The organism is Mesonia aquimarina (assembly GCF_003667275.1).
In the GTDB taxonomy this organism is placed as follows: domain Bacteria; phylum Bacteroidota; class Bacteroidia; order Flavobacteriales; family Flavobacteriaceae; genus Mesonia; species Mesonia aquimarina.
Genome location: NZ_RCNV01000008.1, coordinates 45,261 through 61,298, shown reverse-complemented (window position 1 = coordinate 61,298; position 16,038 = coordinate 45,261). Strand labels below are relative to the sequence as shown.

General features: G+C 36.2%; 12 protein-coding genes and 1 tRNA gene. All 13 read right to left on the bottom strand.

The window, feature by feature from the left end; all coding sequences use genetic code 11:
- Positions 1–9: 9 nt before the first annotated feature.
- The 13 genes from pdeM to kbl all read right to left on the bottom strand — a co-directional run bounded on the left by pdeM (position 10) and on the right by kbl (position 16,014).
- Positions 10–648 (bottom strand): ligase-associated DNA damage response endonuclease PdeM, encoded by a 639-nt coding sequence (gene pdeM, locus D9R05_RS10940; RefSeq protein WP_121667268.1) that lies wholly within the window; start codon positions 646–648, stop codon positions 10–12.
- An 8-nt stretch (positions 649–656) separates the two neighbouring features.
- A complete protein-coding gene (locus D9R05_RS10935) occupies positions 657–1,118 on the bottom strand; it encodes a protease complex subunit PrcB family protein (protein WP_121667267.1) in 462 nt (153 codons plus the stop codon).
- A gap of 85 nt (positions 1,119–1,203) precedes the next feature.
- Positions 1,204–3,678, bottom strand: coding sequence for a ligase-associated DNA damage response DEXH box helicase (locus D9R05_RS10930; RefSeq protein ID WP_121667266.1), 2,475 nt, complete (start codon positions 3,676–3,678; stop codon positions 1,204–1,206).
- 137 nt (positions 3,679–3,815) lie between these two features.
- Positions 3,816–4,178 carry an endonuclease domain-containing protein gene (locus D9R05_RS10925; RefSeq protein ID WP_121667265.1) on the bottom strand — a complete coding sequence of 121 codons (363 nt, stop codon included), beginning with the start codon at positions 4,176–4,178 and terminating at the stop codon, positions 3,816–3,818.
- A gap of 138 nt (positions 4,179–4,316) precedes the next feature.
- Positions 4,317–5,912, bottom strand: coding sequence for an ATP-dependent DNA ligase (locus tag D9R05_RS10920; RefSeq protein ID WP_121667264.1), 1,596 nt, complete (start codon positions 5,910–5,912; stop codon positions 4,317–4,319).
- On the bottom strand, positions 5,913–6,932 hold the full coding sequence (locus tag D9R05_RS10915; RefSeq protein ID WP_121667263.1) for a ligase-associated DNA damage response exonuclease: 1,020 nt from the start codon (positions 6,930–6,932) through the stop codon (positions 5,913–5,915). It lies immediately after the preceding gene.
- A 183-nt stretch (positions 6,933–7,115) separates the two neighbouring features.
- Positions 7,116–7,189: transfer RNA gene (locus tag D9R05_RS10910), tRNA-Ala, on the bottom strand.
- 65 nt (positions 7,190–7,254) lie between these two features.
- Positions 7,255–8,706 carry a potassium/proton antiporter gene (locus tag D9R05_RS10905; RefSeq protein ID WP_121667262.1) on the bottom strand — a complete coding sequence of 484 codons (1,452 nt, stop codon included), beginning with the start codon at positions 8,704–8,706 and terminating at the stop codon, positions 7,255–7,257.
- 30 nt (positions 8,707–8,736) lie between these two features.
- Positions 8,737–9,678 carry an NADP-dependent oxidoreductase gene (locus D9R05_RS10900; RefSeq protein WP_121667261.1) on the bottom strand — a complete coding sequence of 314 codons (942 nt, stop codon included), beginning with the start codon at positions 9,676–9,678 and terminating at the stop codon, positions 8,737–8,739.
- A 7-nt stretch (positions 9,679–9,685) separates the two neighbouring features.
- Complete coding sequence (locus D9R05_RS10895; protein ID WP_121667260.1) at positions 9,686–10,534, bottom strand: alpha/beta hydrolase family protein; 849 nt, start codon at positions 10,532–10,534, stop codon at positions 9,686–9,688.
- Positions 10,535–10,536: 2 nt separating this feature from the next.
- Positions 10,537–13,263, bottom strand: a complete 2,727-nt coding sequence (locus D9R05_RS10890) for a PD-(D/E)XK nuclease family protein (protein ID WP_121667259.1) — start codon at positions 13,261–13,263, stop codon at positions 10,537–10,539.
- A 72-nt stretch (positions 13,264–13,335) separates the two neighbouring features.
- A complete protein-coding gene (locus D9R05_RS10885) occupies positions 13,336–14,700 on the bottom strand; it encodes an OmpA family protein (RefSeq protein ID WP_121667258.1) in 1,365 nt (454 codons plus the stop codon).
- 117 nt (positions 14,701–14,817) lie between these two features.
- Positions 14,818–16,014: a glycine C-acetyltransferase gene (gene kbl, locus D9R05_RS10880; protein ID WP_121667257.1), complete on the bottom strand. Its 1,197-nt coding sequence runs from the start codon at positions 16,012–16,014 to the stop codon at positions 14,818–14,820.
- Positions 16,015–16,038: the final 24 nt, after the last annotated feature.

The window sequence follows — 16,038 nt, the reverse complement described above, 5'->3', positions numbered from 1 at the left end:
AGTTATAAATCAATTTATAGCGATAACTTCCGTAGGTGTACAAACAAAAATTTTATCTTCTGGTTCTGGTTGAACCCAATAATTTCCGGTAAATTCTCCAAACGCCGGTAAAACCAATTGATTTTCGGTTTTATAAAAACAACGTAATTTTAAAACTTGCTTTCCTCTTCCCGCTAATTTGAACCCTGGATGTAAATGACCGCAAATCGTGAAATAGCCTTTGCGTTCTTCAGGATGATGCGTGAGTAAAAATTTGTTTAAAATTAATTCTTTCTGAGTTTTTATGCCGAGTTCTTGATAATTCAATGGAGAAATTATATCGTGATTTCCTTCAATTAAAATGATTTCAGCAGTTTGTTTTTCTACCCATTTTTCAAATAATTTCCACTCATAATTTAAACTTGAATGGAAAAGATCACCCAAAAAGATTATTTTTTCAGGATGATATTTTTTGATAATTTCAGTAAGTTTTTCAAAATTTTTCTGAATTGAATCTGCTGGAATTGCACTTCCATGTTTTCTAAAATGACCAATTTTTCCTAAATGAACATCAGCTATCAATAGAATTTTTTTTGATTTCCAGAAAACTGTTCCAAAAGGATGAAATTCAACTTTTTCCGTACCTAAAAATACATCTAAAGTTTTCATGAAATTGGTTACAATTCAGCGTTTTTAAACACAACTTTTTTATCTGTTTTCGGCATTTTTGCTAAATAATAAGGTTGTGTCATTACACTTGTTGCCATTCCGTCAGGATGTTTTTCACTCACCATTAATTGCACTTCATTCTCGCTTGTTTTTACATCGCTCACCCAAATTGAATGCCCGCCGGTATTCATTACTTTATCAAAAACAGCAACGACTACTTCTTTTGAAAAATCAATGTCGTTGGTTTTAAAATTTTGTGACATATTATTGACAGAATTCATTTTTCTCACCAAAGCATTCCATTCCGCTTCCGAAGTAATAATACGTTGTTGCGCTTCAATTCCTTCTTCTCCGGCTCCGGTTAAAATTCCCTTAGAAATTTCGGTTAATGAATCTGAATTAAATTTTTTCATAGAATTACAGCTCATTAAGCTGATTGATAATACGATTAATGCAAATAACTTTTTCATAGATTGTTAATTTATTCGGAAATATAGCAAGAAGTGCGCAAAAAATAATGCGCTCTTAGTTTTTCTTAACTTTTGGAAGGGCATTTTATTTGTTTAGATATTTCAACATCCGCTGAATGCGATCTTCTAATTTTTCTGAAGATAATTTTTCTCGCAATCGATCTGTAATAATGGGGAATGAAAACGGAGTGGGTTTTTGGCAAGCTTTCCAAACAATTTGCTGGCTGTGAATTCGCTCAAGCGCTTGTCTCAACCTTCCTTCTTCTAACTGGTGCTCAAACGTTTCTCGAAACGCCTGCTGAAACAACAAATTATCATCTTCATAATCTCGAAACACATCAAACAGTAATTGTGAGCTCGATTGCAAGTGTTTATTTTTTATTAATTTGTTGGGGTAGCCGGTAAATACCAAGCCGGCAACGACGGCAATATCTCTAAATTTTCTGCGTGCCATTTCGGTTGCATTGAGACTTTTGTAAAGATCGTCCATTAAAAATTCTGAAGAGAACAAATTGTTATCTAGTACTTGCTGCATATCAATCTCTTGATCGGAAAGCAGCTCAAAACCATAATCGTTAAACGCTATACTGAAAGAAATAGGCGACAACAAACTGATGCGATAAGCCAACAGACTCCCTAAAGCCTCGTGCACAAAACGACCTTCGAAGGGATAAAATATGGCGTGATAACCTTCTCGCGTTTTAAAAGTTTCTATAAGAAATTGATTTTGTTTCGGAATGATAGATTCTAATTGCTGACGTTCTAAAATTGGCTGAAGCGCTACCATTTCCGGACTTCTCTTTTTTGAGTTTGAACCCACACTTTCTGCCGCTTCGTACAATTCTTCCCGAAGCAGTCCACTCATCTGTGCGGAAAAGGTCATTCGACCGCCCATCCAACTCGGCACTTTAGCGGTTTTCTTTTTCGACTTCCGTACTAACACTTGCATTCCTTTAATGCGGGAGAGTTCTAAATTTCTACCGGCAAATGTAAAGACATCTCCGGGCGTTAATTTAGAGACAAAATATTCTTCAATCGTACCTATAAAACCACCTTTTACATATTTTACGGTGAGCATCGCATCACTAACAATGGTGCCAATTTGCAAACGATGACGCATCGCTACACCACGATGGTTCACCTTAAATTTACCATCTTCTTCAATTTCTACTTTTTTATATTCATCATAACTTTGCAAACTCTGGCTGCCTTTGGTGATAAAATTTAGACACCAACGCCATTCATCTTCGGTTAAGCCCTGAAAACAAAATGTTGACTTGATTTCAGGATAAATTTCTTTGGGATAAAAACCATCTGAAACAGCCAAAGTGGTAAGGTATTGCACCAACACATCGAAACTTTGCAGATACGGAATCCGATCTTCTACGGCTTTTTTCGCTACGGCTTTTTGTAAGGCTGAAGCTTCGATCAACTCGATTGCGTGCGTAGGTAAAAAGTAAATTCGGCTAGCTTTTCCCGGCTGGTGACCGCTACGACCGGCACGTTGTAAAAATCGAGCTACTCCTTTTGGACCGCCAATCTGAATAATAGTTTCTACCGGGGCAAAGTCTACTCCCAAGTCTAAACTCGAGGTACAAATCACTGCTTTTAAACTTTCATTTCTTATGGCTTGCTCTACCCATAGTCGTGTTTCTTTATTGATACTTCCGTGATGCATCGCCACTTCACCGGCAAACTCAGGATATTTGTTCATTAATTTCTGAAACCACAACTCACACTGCGAACGTGTATTGGTAAAAATTAAAGTGGTTTTAGAATTATTGATAATAGGAACGACCTCATCTAATAAATGTAAACCTAAATGCCCACGCCAAGGAAATTTCTCCATCGACTGCGGAATGATCGATTTCACTTCTATTTGCTTTTGAATATTCGCCTTGATTAAGGTTGAATTTTGAAGCGCCTCACTTTCGGCTCCCAACAATACTTCTTGCGCCTGAGGAAGATTACCTATAGTTGCCGAAATACCCCAGATTTTCAAATTTTCAGCTACTGTTTTTAATCGAGACAAAGCCAATTCGGTTTGCACTCCCCGCTTACTCCCTAAAAGTTCGTGCCACTCATCTACCACAATGGCATTGAGGTTTTTAAACAGTTTAGGGTAGTTTTTAGAAGATAGCAGTAAGTGTAAACTCTCTGGAGTTGTAATTAGCAAATCGGGCATCGACTTTTTCTGTGCAGCTCGTTCTTTTTGAGTTGTATCTCCTGTGCGAATACCTACGGTTAATCCCGATTGCGTTTCTTCTGCAAAACGAGTAGCGGCTTGAGCGATTTCTACGGAAAGTGCACGAAGCGGAGTAATCCAAATGGCTTTTAAACCTTTTTCAGGTTTTGTTTTATAATCGGGATTTTGTTTTAGGTATTCTAACACAATAGGTACCCAAAGCGCGTAGGTTTTACCACTTCCGGTAGGCGCGTTTAAAAGTCCGTTTTTTCCTTTTAAGTAAGCATTCCAAGTTTGTTTCTGGAAAGGAAAAGGTTTCCAGCCCTGATTGGTAAACCAATGATCTGCAATTGCTAAAAGCTCTTTTCTATTCATTTTAATTGATTATTTCACCCTTCCGTCTTCTTCCGCTATCGCTACAGAATCCACCTTCCCTAAAATAGGGAAGGAATCTTTAAAAGTTCCTCTCCTTTTCAAGGAGAGGTGGCAAAACTTGTTTTGACGGAGAGGTTTTATTTAAAATTATCTTCAATTTCTTTTAATACCGAAGGTAAAAAATCAAATACCATTTTATTTTCAAAACGTAATACCTTAAACCCTAACTCTTCTAATCGCTTATCTCGTTTTCTATCTTTTTCTTCCGCAGCAGGATTTTTGTGCACTTCACCATCCAACTCAACAATTAAATTTTCTTGTGGACAATAAAAATCTACGATGAAATTCTCAATACTATGCTGCCTTCTAAATTTTCTTCCTTTTAATTGTTTTTTCTGTAATTGTTTCCATAGAAATGCTTCAGCAGGTGTTAGGTTTTTTCTTAATTCTTTACGGAACGATTCTAATTCTTTTCGGTTATGTATGGGTTTATTTTCCATATTTTTCAGTTTTTTATATTACCCTTCCGTCTTCTTTCGCTATCGCTTCATAATCCACCTTCCCTTTACAAGAGAAGGAACTTTAAGACATCCCCTCCTTTTCAAGGAGGAGGTGTCAAGCTTTGCTTGACGGGGTGGTTATTTGGGAATTAAATTTTTCAAATCTTCTAAGGTATTGGCCTCTTCAATTTTTTTGTCTTGACGCCAGCGTAAAATACGAGGAAAACGAGTCGCTACGCCACTTTTATGTCGGCTCGACTCAGCTATACCTTCAAAAGCGATTTCGAATACATGATGTGGAGTAACGCTACGTACGGGACCAAAACGTTCTAAAGTGTTTTTCTTGATCCAAGCATCTACTTTTCTAAATTCAGCATCGGTTAAACCAGAGTAAGCCTTAGCAAAAGTGACGAGTTCTTCTTTTTCTTTGTCCCATAGTCCAAACGTATAATCGGTAAATAAGTTACTTCGCCTTCCGTGACCGCGCATTGCATAAGTTAACACAGCATCGATGGTAAGCGGATCTACTTTCCACTTCCACCAATCTCCTTTTTTTCTTCCGACCAAGTAGGGAGAATCCCAACGCTTCAGAATTAAACCTTCAGATTTCACTTCTCTGGAACGCTCTCGTTCTTTAGCCACCTCATCCCAATTCTGGAATGAAATGGTAGATGATAAATGTAATGGGATTTCATCTGAAGCCACATCATTAAAAAGCTTTTCTAAAATTTCACGACGTTTTTGATATGCTTTTTTACGAATATCTTCACCATCCCATTCTAAAAGGTCGTAAGCTTTTAAAATGACTGGTGTTTTTTCTAAGAGTTTTTTGGTGATATTTTTTCGTCCGATTCGTGTTTGCAAATCTTTAAAAGTCCCAATATCATTATTCGGGAAAGGTAAAATTTCCCCATCGATTACGGTACCGTCAGGAATCTGACCAATAAACTTTTCGAACTCCGGGTATTTTTCGGTGACCAATTCTTCTCCGCGACTCCACACAAATAACTCTCCGTTTCTGATAATTACCTGCGAACGAATACCATCCCATTTATGTTCTGCCGCCCATTCTTTTACGTCTCCCAAAGCTTGCGGCTCATCTTCAATTGCATAGGCTAAATAAAACGGATAAGGTTTAGAAAGGTAATCTTCCGGATTTTCTTTCAGAATTAAATCTGTAAAAGTAATAGTAGCAGGATCCCAATTTCCCATGAGTTTATAAGCGAGGATATCTTCATCAATTTCTGTGGCCTTTGATAATGCACGGGTCATTAATTTCTGACTAACCCCAATTCTAAAACTTCCGGTAATCAATTTTGTAAATACAAAACGTTCGTAATAATTTAAGCTGAACCAATTTTCATATAAATATTCTTTTTTCTCTTCTTCAGAACGCGCTTTCAACTCAATAATTTCTTGCAGGAATTGATTCAAACTTTTTTCTGAAGACTCTTCGGAAGGCGGAATCACCAAAGCAATCGTTTCCGCTAAATCGCCTACGATATGATACGATTCTTCAAACAGCCATAATGGGATTTTAGCAAAAGCAGATGCCCATTGCCGCATTAAAGTTGTGTTTACCGGTCGTGGTGGTCTGCGATGCGAGAGAATAGCGATAGTCCAAACTTTGTCTTTATCACTCGCCGTTTTAAAGTAATGCGCCAAAGCGTTTACTTTCAGCGTCGTTTTATTGGTACTGTCTAAGGTTCTTATAAGTTCTGCAAACTGCTTCATCTAGCTTTCTTGTTTTTCTTTGCTACTTTCTTCTGCGTTCTCTTCTTCGTATTGCGTTTGTTCTGTTCTGGCATCGTAACCTTGTTCCGCTAGAAAACGAGAAAAAATATCGGTATAGCCGTGCGTACAAATAATCTTTTCTGCTCCGGTAGCTTTTATAGAAGTGAGTAAACCCTGCCAATCGCAATGATCGGAGAGCACAAAACCTTTGTCGATGGCTCTACGTCTTCTTGCCCCACGAAAGGTCATCCATCCGCTGGCAGAAGCTGTAACGTAAGGCACCATTTTTTTGATCCACGGCGTACCGTGAGTGCTAGGCGGTGCAATTACAATATTTCCTTTAATGTCTTCCTTTTTAGTATCTCTCGTAATTTTTTCGGTGGGTGGCAAATCGACCAATTCTCGTACCACTTCTGTCATATTTTCGACTGCTCCGTGTGTATAAATTTTCCCAATGGAAGTATCTAAATGTTTTAATAAACGTTGGGCTTTGCCCAAGGAATAGCCGAATAAAACTGATGTTCTACCATCATCTTGATTTTGCTGCCACCACGTATTGATATCATTAAAAACTTGCTGTTGTGGTATCCATTTAAAAGCGGGCAAGCCAAAAGTACACTCTGTAATAAAAGTATGACATTTTACCACTTCATAAGGCACAGCTATACCGTCGTCTTCAGTTTTATAATCGCCTGTAAATACCCAAACTTCACCTTTATGTTCAACTCGAATTTGTGCCGAACCTATAATATGACCCGCAGGATGAAGTGAGAATTTCACTCCGTTAATAGTGAATATTTCGTTCCACCCTTTACCGGTTACTGAAATATCACCTAAGCGATGTTTGATGATAGGCACGTTGGTATGATGTGTAATGTATTGCTGGTGCCCCCAGCGAGAATGATCTGCGTGACCGTGAGAAATAATAGCTTTTTTTACCGGTTTCCACGGATCGAGATAAACATCTGCAGCTTCACAGTAAATTCCTTTTTGATTGAAAGCGAGTAAGGGTGTTTTCATAGCTTGAAGGTAATAAAAAGCATTTTCTGAATTTGAAAAGAACTTAAATCTTAGCGGAACTTTAAGAGGTGTTATTTAAGATTATTTTTCTGTATTTTTAACTAAGTAAGAAATAAAAAAACTGTCAGCAGAAACCTTACGCAAAGTAAAAGCCTAAATTCTAGCATGAATTTAGGCTTTTTGTGGAGAATATCGGAGTCGAACCGATGACCTTTTGGCTGCCAGCCAAACGCTCTAGCCAGCTGAGCTAATCCCCCAAATTATAAATGCTAAAGTAATTATTATATTTCAAATTAAAGAAAACTTATTATTTATTTTCACGTTAAGCGAAGCGTTGGGCTACTTCATCTAAATCTTTAGATTGCGCAGATATTAATTGCAAGGTATCTCCTTCTTCTAACTTAGTGGATCCTTGTGGCACAAAATACTTTTGATTTCTTATAATCATTACCACTAAAGTATTTTGCGGAAGCTTTAATTCATATATTTTTTTACCTACGGCAGCACTCGTTTTTCCTAATGTAATTTCGGCAGTTTCTGTTTTGGTTTCTTCAGAAAAGGCAAAGGCACTTGCTTTCCGTAAAGATTTTACCGTCTTATCTTCTACACCAAGCCATTTTGCCATCGTAACGATACTCGTTCCTTGTAACATAATAGACACCAACGTAACCATAAAAACAATATTGAAAATTAAGCCTGCTTTTTCTATACCCGCAACCATAGGAAATGTTGCAAACACAATAGGTACGGCTCCTCGTAAACCTACCCAAGAAATAAAAAGTTTATTTTTTATCGGTATTTTAAAAATGCTTAAACATATGAAGACACTTAAAGGACGTGCAACAAAAATTAAAAATAAGGCAATACATAAACCAGAGATAAGCACCGGTAGAATTTGAGAAGGATAAACCAGTAGTCCTAAGGTTAAAAATAGAATAATTTGCATTAACCAGGCAAAGCCATCAAAAAATTCACGTAAGGATTGTTTACGAATTAATTTACTGTTTCCTAATAAAACGGAAGAAACATATACCGCCAAGAAACCGTTACCGCCAATAACCTCGGTTAAAGAGTAAATGATAAAGCTTAAGGCAATTCCTAAAACGGGATACAAGCCTTCAAAATCTAGGGAGATTTTATTGATCAATAATTTACTCAATCTGCCTAAACCATAGCCCAAAATTGCTCCAAGACTAATTTGAAGAACAAGCTCTATAATAGATTTTCCGGCGTCAAAGTCTTGTGCCACTACAATCCCTGTTAGCAGGGTGGTTAAAAAATAAGCCATCGGATCGTTACTTCCGCTTTCTAATTCTAACATCGGTCGAATACCGCCCTTTAGGTTAATATTTTTAGAACGTAAAATAGAAAAAACGGCAGCCGCGTCTGTAGAAGAAATAATAGCACCTAACAGAAATGATTCTGTTAGGCTAAAATCTAATAGATAATAGGTAAAAAAACCTACAGCTCCGGCGGTTATAAAAACTCCTAAGGTCGCTAAAATTCCTCCTTTGTATAAAACAGGTTTCACAGCCTCCCAACGTGTGTCTAATCCTCCGGAAAATAAAATTACATTCAAGGCAATTATCCCTATAAACTGAGCTACAAGTGGACTGTCAAACTCAATTCCTATAAGACCTTCAGAGCCGGCTAACATTCCTATAGCCAAGAAAAGCACTAAGGTTGGCACCCCGAATCGATAAGAAGTTTTACCCGCCAAAATGCTGATGAGCAATAAAAATGAACCTACTAGAATTATAAAAGCTAAATTCACGTTAACCGAGCTAAATTATATTATTAATTTTTAAAACGTAATAACAATTTTTCCTTTTGTTCCGCCCTTTTCTATCGATTGATGAGCCTCTTGAACTTCTGTAAAATTGTAATGTTCAGAAATGTGCGGAATCACTTTTTTATTGGCTATAAGGTCACTAATTTCTTGCAAATCCTTTTGTGTGGGTTTTACTTTAAAAGCAACTCCTTTACAGCCTTTTGCCGCTGCTTTTTCTTCTACGCCTTGATTAGTTGCCGTGGGTATGGAAATTATTTTTCCGCCTTTCTTTAATACTTTCAGAGAACGATCAATATAATCGCCTCCTATTAAATCAAACACCACATCTACTTCTTTCAGCTCATCTTCAAAATTGGTTTCTTTGTAATTAATATGATGATCTGCGCCAAGTTTATTAATAAAATCCTTTTTTTCTGCTGAACAAGTTACCCAAACTTCTCCTCCAAAATGCTTGGCAAACTGAACTCCAAAATGCCCCACTCCACCTCCTGCAGCATGAATAAGCACTTTGGTATTTCTTTTTATATTCGCTTCATATTTTAAGGCTTGATAAGCAGTTAAAGCCGCTAAAGGAACTCCTCCCGCATCTTTGGCTGAAAGCGAGACCGGAATACGCACTAAATCTTTTGGTTTAGCACACACATACTCTGCATAGGTTTTCCCAAAATCCGGAAAATTTATCATCCCGAAAACTTGATCGTCTATTGAAAAGTCTTTTACGTTTTCTCCCTTTTGCACAATTTTCCCGCAAAGATCCCAACCTAATATACTAGGATGATCTGCTAATAATTTATCGGTAAAGCGATTTCCCTTTCTGGTTTTTATTTCAATTGGGTTTATTCCTACAGAGGTAGTTTTTACAAGGACCTCATCGGCAGTTGGTTTTGGTTTTGCAACTTCTTCAACGCTTAACTGATCTTTTGCTCCTGCTTCTTTAAGTACAATTGCTTTCATAAACTAGTTATCTTTTTTCAATTAAAAAATTAATACTTTTCGCTGTAACATCGTTTAACTCTTCAGAAAGAGAAGGCTTTGTCCAAGGGTGTTTTGTATTAAAAACATGGTTGCTTTTTTCTATGTAATACGTCGTATTTTTAGTATTCCATTCCTTCAATTTCTCGGCTTCTTCAATGCTTACAGAAGTATCGGCTTCTGCATGAACAATTAGGTATGGGATTTCTAAATTTCTAACTGCTTTTTCTATAGTTAAACGCTCTTTATTAGCTTCAAAATCTTCTAAAAATTGAATATAATGTGGCATTTTTTGTTTGGTTCTGGTGTTTTCAATATAATAAACGCCATTTTTTTTCCATTGTGCTAATTTATCGCCTGTTGGAAATCGTGATTCAAAATCTGAAACTCCTGCCCAGGTAATGACGTTTTTTACTGCCGATTCTTCAGCGGATTTTAATAATACAATTCCGCCGCCTCGACTATGACCTATGAGATTTAACTTTCTAACATCGGCATCTGACGAAAATTCTTTGGTAGTTAAAATCCAATCAATAACCGATTGCAAATCATCTAATTGTTTTGAGTAATTATCGTTTCCAAAGGCCTCTAAATCCGGAAAATCGATAGGTTCTTCAGGAGTACCGCCATTGTGAGAAAAATTAAATTTGATAAAGAAAAAATCTTCTTCAGCAAATTTTTCGGCAACTAAATCCCACGCTCCCCAATCTTTAAAACCCTTATAACCATGACAAAATACTACAATAGGTTTTGGCGTATGACTAGGTTTATAATAGACATCGGTTAGAATGGGTTTATTGTGTTTTCCTTGAAGGACAAAGTTTTTTTCTCTTATCATAATCAGACTTCTTTTTCGGTAAATGGAATTGCTGGATCAAAAATTTCTATTAATAAACGCTCTAGTTGCTGTCGAAATTTCAGTAGAATTTTCTCATCAATTAATTGATTTTTTTGGTCTTCATAGTCGGTAAATTTAAGATACGACTTTTTTAAGTTTTTAAAGGAAATAATTCCAGCCTGTGCTTTATTTATTGGGGTTTCTTGGTGAATCATATACGCATAACACAAGACCTGAAAGGCTTTACTGAATTTATATTCTTGTGTTAATTCTTCCCAATCTTTTACATTTAGGTCTGTCTGCTCTACTTTTCCGGTTTTGTAATCTATAATACGAAGTGTTTCATCTAACAAATCTACACGGTCTACTTTTCCTGAAATATATATCGGAAAATCTAAGGCTTCAACTCGAAATAATGCCTTTAATTTATTTTCTACCTGAACAATTTGAAGTTCGTGTTGCTGAATTAACTGTAATTCTTCTTGCAAAAAATTAGTCACATATCGTTTAGCGATTTCAAAAACAAGCAAATTCTTTCCGTGACTTATGGGAGCTTGCTTATAGGTTTTTTGAAATTCTTTATGAACCTGTTCTGCTACTGAAGCCTTCATTTTCTTTAGGTCGGTTTCACCAATTTTTTTACCTTCAAAAGTCTTATAAAAATATTCTAAGGTGTCATGAACAACTGTTCCTAGCGTATTTGCCGCGACAGACTCTTCCACTTCATCGGCTTCTCTAATGCCTAAAACATATTTTTTATAAAAATCTAACGGATTTCTAATGTACGTACTCAAAGCAGAGGGTGAAAAGCCATGCTCTGCTAGTTTTTTTAATTTATCTAGAATTTCCGGGGTCTTTTTTATTTCTTTTAATTCAATTTTAGTGGATTGTACTGAGGGGTTTATATGATGGAAATTCAACTGATGAGCTGGTTGCTTTTCAATTTTTAATTGGGTAATAAATCGGCTTGGTTCTCCAGCTTGAAATCCGGTTTGGTCATTATTATAAAGCAAATGAGTATGATTTGCTCGTTGTAATAATCTGTAAAAGTGATAAGCATACACCGCGTCTTTTTCCTTATAAGTCGGTAAATTATACGCCTTTTTTAAATCATACGGAATAAAAGAATTATTGCTTTTACCGGCCGGTAAAAGTCCTTCGTTTACCGAACATACAATAATACGTTCATAATCTAACACCCGTGTTTCTAACATCCCCATCAGCTGTAATCCTTCAAAAGGAGAACCGCTAAAATCTAAGGATTCTGTACCCAAGCTATCTTTATAAATACGGTATAAGGCTTGGCAGTTTTTAATGGGGTTATGTTGCGCCAATAAATTCTGTAATTTTTTAAAAAGCTTATTAAAATGAAATAAGTACTCCGTTTCTAGTGGAAACTGACTAGGCTGTTCATATTGTAATAATGTGGTGATTTGCGTTAGAGCTTCTAAGAATTTCTCTACATCTTGCTTATAATAGGTAAAGCAATAGCTTAATAAAGCTGCATGTTCTCTCGCTGCTAGATTCAATATTTTCTCTAAGCTGATGAAAACGAGGTTTTCTTCGGCGATTTTTTGCTGAATTACGACTGAAGTCTCTCCAAGTTTTTGAACCATAAATGGGTGGTTGAGAATTTCAAGCACCGGCTTATAATAATAAAGATCACTTGTTTCTTCTTGAATTTTAAAAAGACTCTCAAATAAAGAAGCTAAGGGAGTTTCTCCAAGCGGTAAACCCATGGTAATATTAACCTGATCAACATTACTTGGCAACGAATTTAAGATTGGTAATAACAAAGCTTCATCATTAAGTACTAAGGCTGTTTTAGAAAGCTCTTCTTTACTTAGTTTTTTTAAAAGTGAGCCTACTTGTTTTGCCTGACCAATATGCTTTGGAACACCATAGATGTCGATTTCTTTTTGAGCTTTATAATGATTTGTTAACCATTTAAAATCATGGTCTTGTTCAGAAAAAACGGACCAATTTTTTTTATAATCTCTCATAAAAAGTCCGGCATCGTGCATACTATCTTCAAAAAAAGTAGAATCAATATCCCAAAAGACCGAGCCTTTTTTTTGTTCTAAAACCGTTTGAATAATTTTTTGTTCGGCATTATTGAGTGCATTAAAACCTATAAAAATAAAACGTCCCTCATGATCTTCAAGGTATTCTTCAATCTTTTCTGCTGCTTTTCTATAAATTAAACCTTGATAAGCTTTATTTTCTTGAAGTAATTGCTTTGTAAAATGCTGATAATATTCCGGCAGTTTATGCCAAAACTTTAAATAATTTTTAATTAGTTCGGTTTGTTCTTGCTGAACAGACCAGTGATTAATATCTTGAATTTGAGATAGGTAAGAAAAGAAATCTTGAGGAGATATTAAATAGCGATCTATTTCATTAAAATCATAAATTAAAGTCTGTGCCCAAGCATAGAAAGTGTCAAACTCTTCCTTTTCTTCTGTTGGAGTCAAGCTTGTATAAGTTTCATAAAATTGAAACAAACTATTGGTATTATCCAAGCTCTTTAATTGGGTAACTTCTATGATAAAATCTTCTATACTTAAAACCTTAGGTGAAAATGTAGTTTGTTCTACAAGAGCTTTAAGTTGATGCTTTAAAAACCCACCTGCTCTTTTGCTGGGAAGAATAAAGGTTATTTGATCTATTGGTGTTGTTGGTTGAGAAAGCACATCAACAAGAACCTCTTTAATAAACGAATCTTTCATAGGTTTTAAAAATAAAAAAACGCCTCAACAAGTGAGGCGTTTTTTATAAAGATTTATACTTTATGAAGATTATTAGTCTCTGTTTTTCTCTAAAGAAACTTCAACTCTTCTGTTTTTCTGTCTACCAGCGTCAGTTTTGTTAGTAGCAATTGGTTGTGTTTCTCCGTATCCTTCAGAAGTAACACGACTTGCATCGATATCTTCTTGGTTTACTAAGTAATCACGAACAGAAGCTGCTCTTTCCTTAGAAAGTTTTAAGTTATATGCATCTCTACCACTACTATCAGTATGCCCTTCGATGTGGAATACTGTATTTGGGTATTCATTCATAATCTCAGCAATAGATTCTAATGCTCCGTAAGAATCTTTACGGATTGATGCTTTATTAAGGTCGAATAAGATTGTTTTAGAATACTCATTTAATTCATTGATGATTTCTACAGATACCTGTGGACATCCATTATTTGCTGCAGTACCTGCAACGTCTGGACATTGATCATCTTTATCTAAAACACCATCGTTATCTCTATCTTCAAATGGGCAACCATTGTTTTCAACTGGACCTGCTTCATTTGGACAATTATCGTCTCCGTCTTTAACACCATCACCGTCAGCATCTGGACATCCGTTGAATTCTTCTAAACCAGCAACTGTTGGGCAATCGTCATTTGGATCTGCGATCCCATCGCCATCAGTATCAGGACATCCGTTAAATTCAGCTGGACCTGCTTGGTCTGGACAAGAATCTTCTTTATCTGGAATACCGTCACCGTCAGCATCTGGACATCCGTTAAACTCCTCTAAACCTGGAGTTTCTGGACATTCATCATCTTGATCATAGATTCCGTCACCATCAGTGTCAGTTCCTCCAAAAGCAATGGTAATTCCTGCAGCGTGCTGCCAGTGGTCAATACCATCATCTTCGAATGCTTCTTTGTAAGTTGTTTGTAAATTGAATGCAATATTTTCAGTAAACCAGAAATTGAAACCAAGGCTACCATTAACAGTACCGTTTCCTATTTCGTCTACCCAAGTGTAACCACCACCAACGCCTAAATATGGATCAAACCATCCATCTTCGTTGATAAGTTCTCTAAAGCTGTAATTTACACCTCCATCTACTGCATAATAAGTTAAATCGTCAACTGAGTTACCTCCAATATTATCGATTTTATTTAATGATCCGGCAACTTGTGCTGAAAATCCGGCACCAATGTATCGCCCGACAGATAATCTAGATACGGATGGTAAAATGTTCCAGTCTTTTACTTCTGAAAATCCATCAAAAAGACCGTTGTCTTCTATGGCAGGATAAGTATCAACTGCGTTTGTTCCAATGCTTACTGCCCAAGGGTTATTCTCGCTTTGCGCACTTACCGAAGTTGTAAGCCCAAAAACGAACAGCGAAGCTAAAAATAATCTGCTAAGATGTTTCATATTCTTAAGTTTAAATTACATGTTAATTAAAAGCAAATGTAAACCGTTGTTAAGTATTAACAAAACTAAATATAATAAAATTTTCTTAACTAGTCTTTGTCAATCCCTTACATCAGGCTAAATCACCTCTAATTCTTTTCCTATTTTAGTGAATGCCTTGATCGCTTTATCTAAGTGCTCTTTTGTGTGAGCAGCAGAAAGTTGCACACGAATTCTTGCTTTTCCTTTAGGCACTACCGGGAAAAAGAATCCAATAACATAAATACCTTCTTGCAATAATTTATCTGCCATTTGCTGAGATAATTTTGCATCATATAACATAACCGGAACAATTGCCGAGTCACCGTCAATAATATCAAATCCGGCTTCTTTCATTCCTTTCTTGAAGTAAGCTGTGTTACTTTCTAAGGTATCTCTTAAACTAGTATCGGTAGAAAGCATATCAAAAACTTTGATGGATGCACCAACAATTGCAGGTGCTAAAGAATTTGAAAATAAATAAGGCCTTGAACGTTGACGGAGCATATCTATAATTTCTTTTTTACCGGTGGTGTATCCGCCCATGGCTCCACCAAGCGCTTTCCCTAAGGTTCCGGTAATAATATCTATGCGGTCTAAAACACCTTTTTCTTCTAAAGTTCCTCTTCCGGTTTCTCCGATGAATCCTGTGGCATGACATTCGTCTATCATGACCATTGCATCGTATTTTTCAGCTAGATCACAAATTTCATCTAAAGGCGCTAATAATCCATCCATGGAGAAAACCCCGTCTGTTACAATAATTTTAAAGCGTGCATTATTTTCGTTTGCCGCAATTAATTGCTTCTCTAGATCTTCCATATTGTTATTCTCATAACGATAACGCGCTGCTTTACATAAACGAACGCCATCTATAATAGAAGCGTGATTTAAAGAGTCTGAAATAATGGCGTCTTCTTTGGTAAGTAAGGGTTCAAAAATTCCGCCGTTTGCATCAAAAGCTGCCGCATAAAGAATAGTATCTTCTGTTTGATAAAAATCGGCTATCTTTTTCTCTAAAGTTTTATGAATGTCTTGCGTACCACAAATAAAACGTACACTACTCATTCCGAATCCGTGAGAATCCAACGTATCTTTTGCTGCTTGAATAACTTCTGGGTGAGAGGAAAGTCCTAAATAATTATTGGCACAAAAATTTAATACTTTTTCTCCTGTACTTATTTTAATTTCTGCATCTTGTGGAGATGTAATGATGCGTTCTTTTTTATACAAACCATCATTTTCGATGCTTTTTAATTCTTCTTGTAAATGGTTTTTAAGTTTATCGCTATACATAGTTCTGTTTTTTTAAGTAACAAA

Coding starts and splice junctions, on each gene's coding strand:
- kbl (WP_121667257.1), bottom strand. CDS start 16,014: ATGTATAGCGATAAACTTAAAAACCATTTACAAGAAGAATTAAAAAGC.
- D9R05_RS10925 (WP_121667265.1), bottom strand. CDS start 4,178: ATGGAAAATAAACCCATACATAACCGAAAAGAATTAGAATCGTTCCGT.
- D9R05_RS10895 (WP_121667260.1), bottom strand. CDS start 10,534: ATGATAAGAGAAAAAAACTTTGTCCTTCAAGGAAAACACAATAAACCC.
- D9R05_RS10920 (WP_121667264.1), bottom strand. CDS start 5,912: ATGAAGCAGTTTGCAGAACTTATAAGAACCTTAGACAGTACCAATAAA.
- pdeM (WP_121667268.1), bottom strand. CDS start 648: ATGAAAACTTTAGATGTATTTTTAGGTACGGAAAAAGTTGAATTTCAT.
- D9R05_RS10930 (WP_121667266.1), bottom strand. CDS start 3,678: ATGAATAGAAAAGAGCTTTTAGCAATTGCAGATCATTGGTTTACCAAT.
- D9R05_RS10885 (WP_121667258.1), bottom strand. CDS start 14,700: ATGAAACATCTTAGCAGATTATTTTTAGCTTCGCTGTTCGTTTTTGGG.
- D9R05_RS10935 (WP_121667267.1), bottom strand. CDS start 1,118: ATGAAAAAGTTATTTGCATTAATCGTATTATCAATCAGCTTAATGAGC.
- D9R05_RS10900 (WP_121667261.1), bottom strand. CDS start 9,678: ATGAAAGCAATTGTACTTAAAGAAGCAGGAGCAAAAGATCAGTTAAGC.
- D9R05_RS10890 (WP_121667259.1), bottom strand. CDS start 13,263: ATGAAAGATTCGTTTATTAAAGAGGTTCTTGTTGATGTGCTTTCTCAA.
- D9R05_RS10915 (WP_121667263.1), bottom strand. CDS start 6,932: ATGAAAACACCCTTACTCGCTTTCAATCAAAAAGGAATTTACTGTGAA.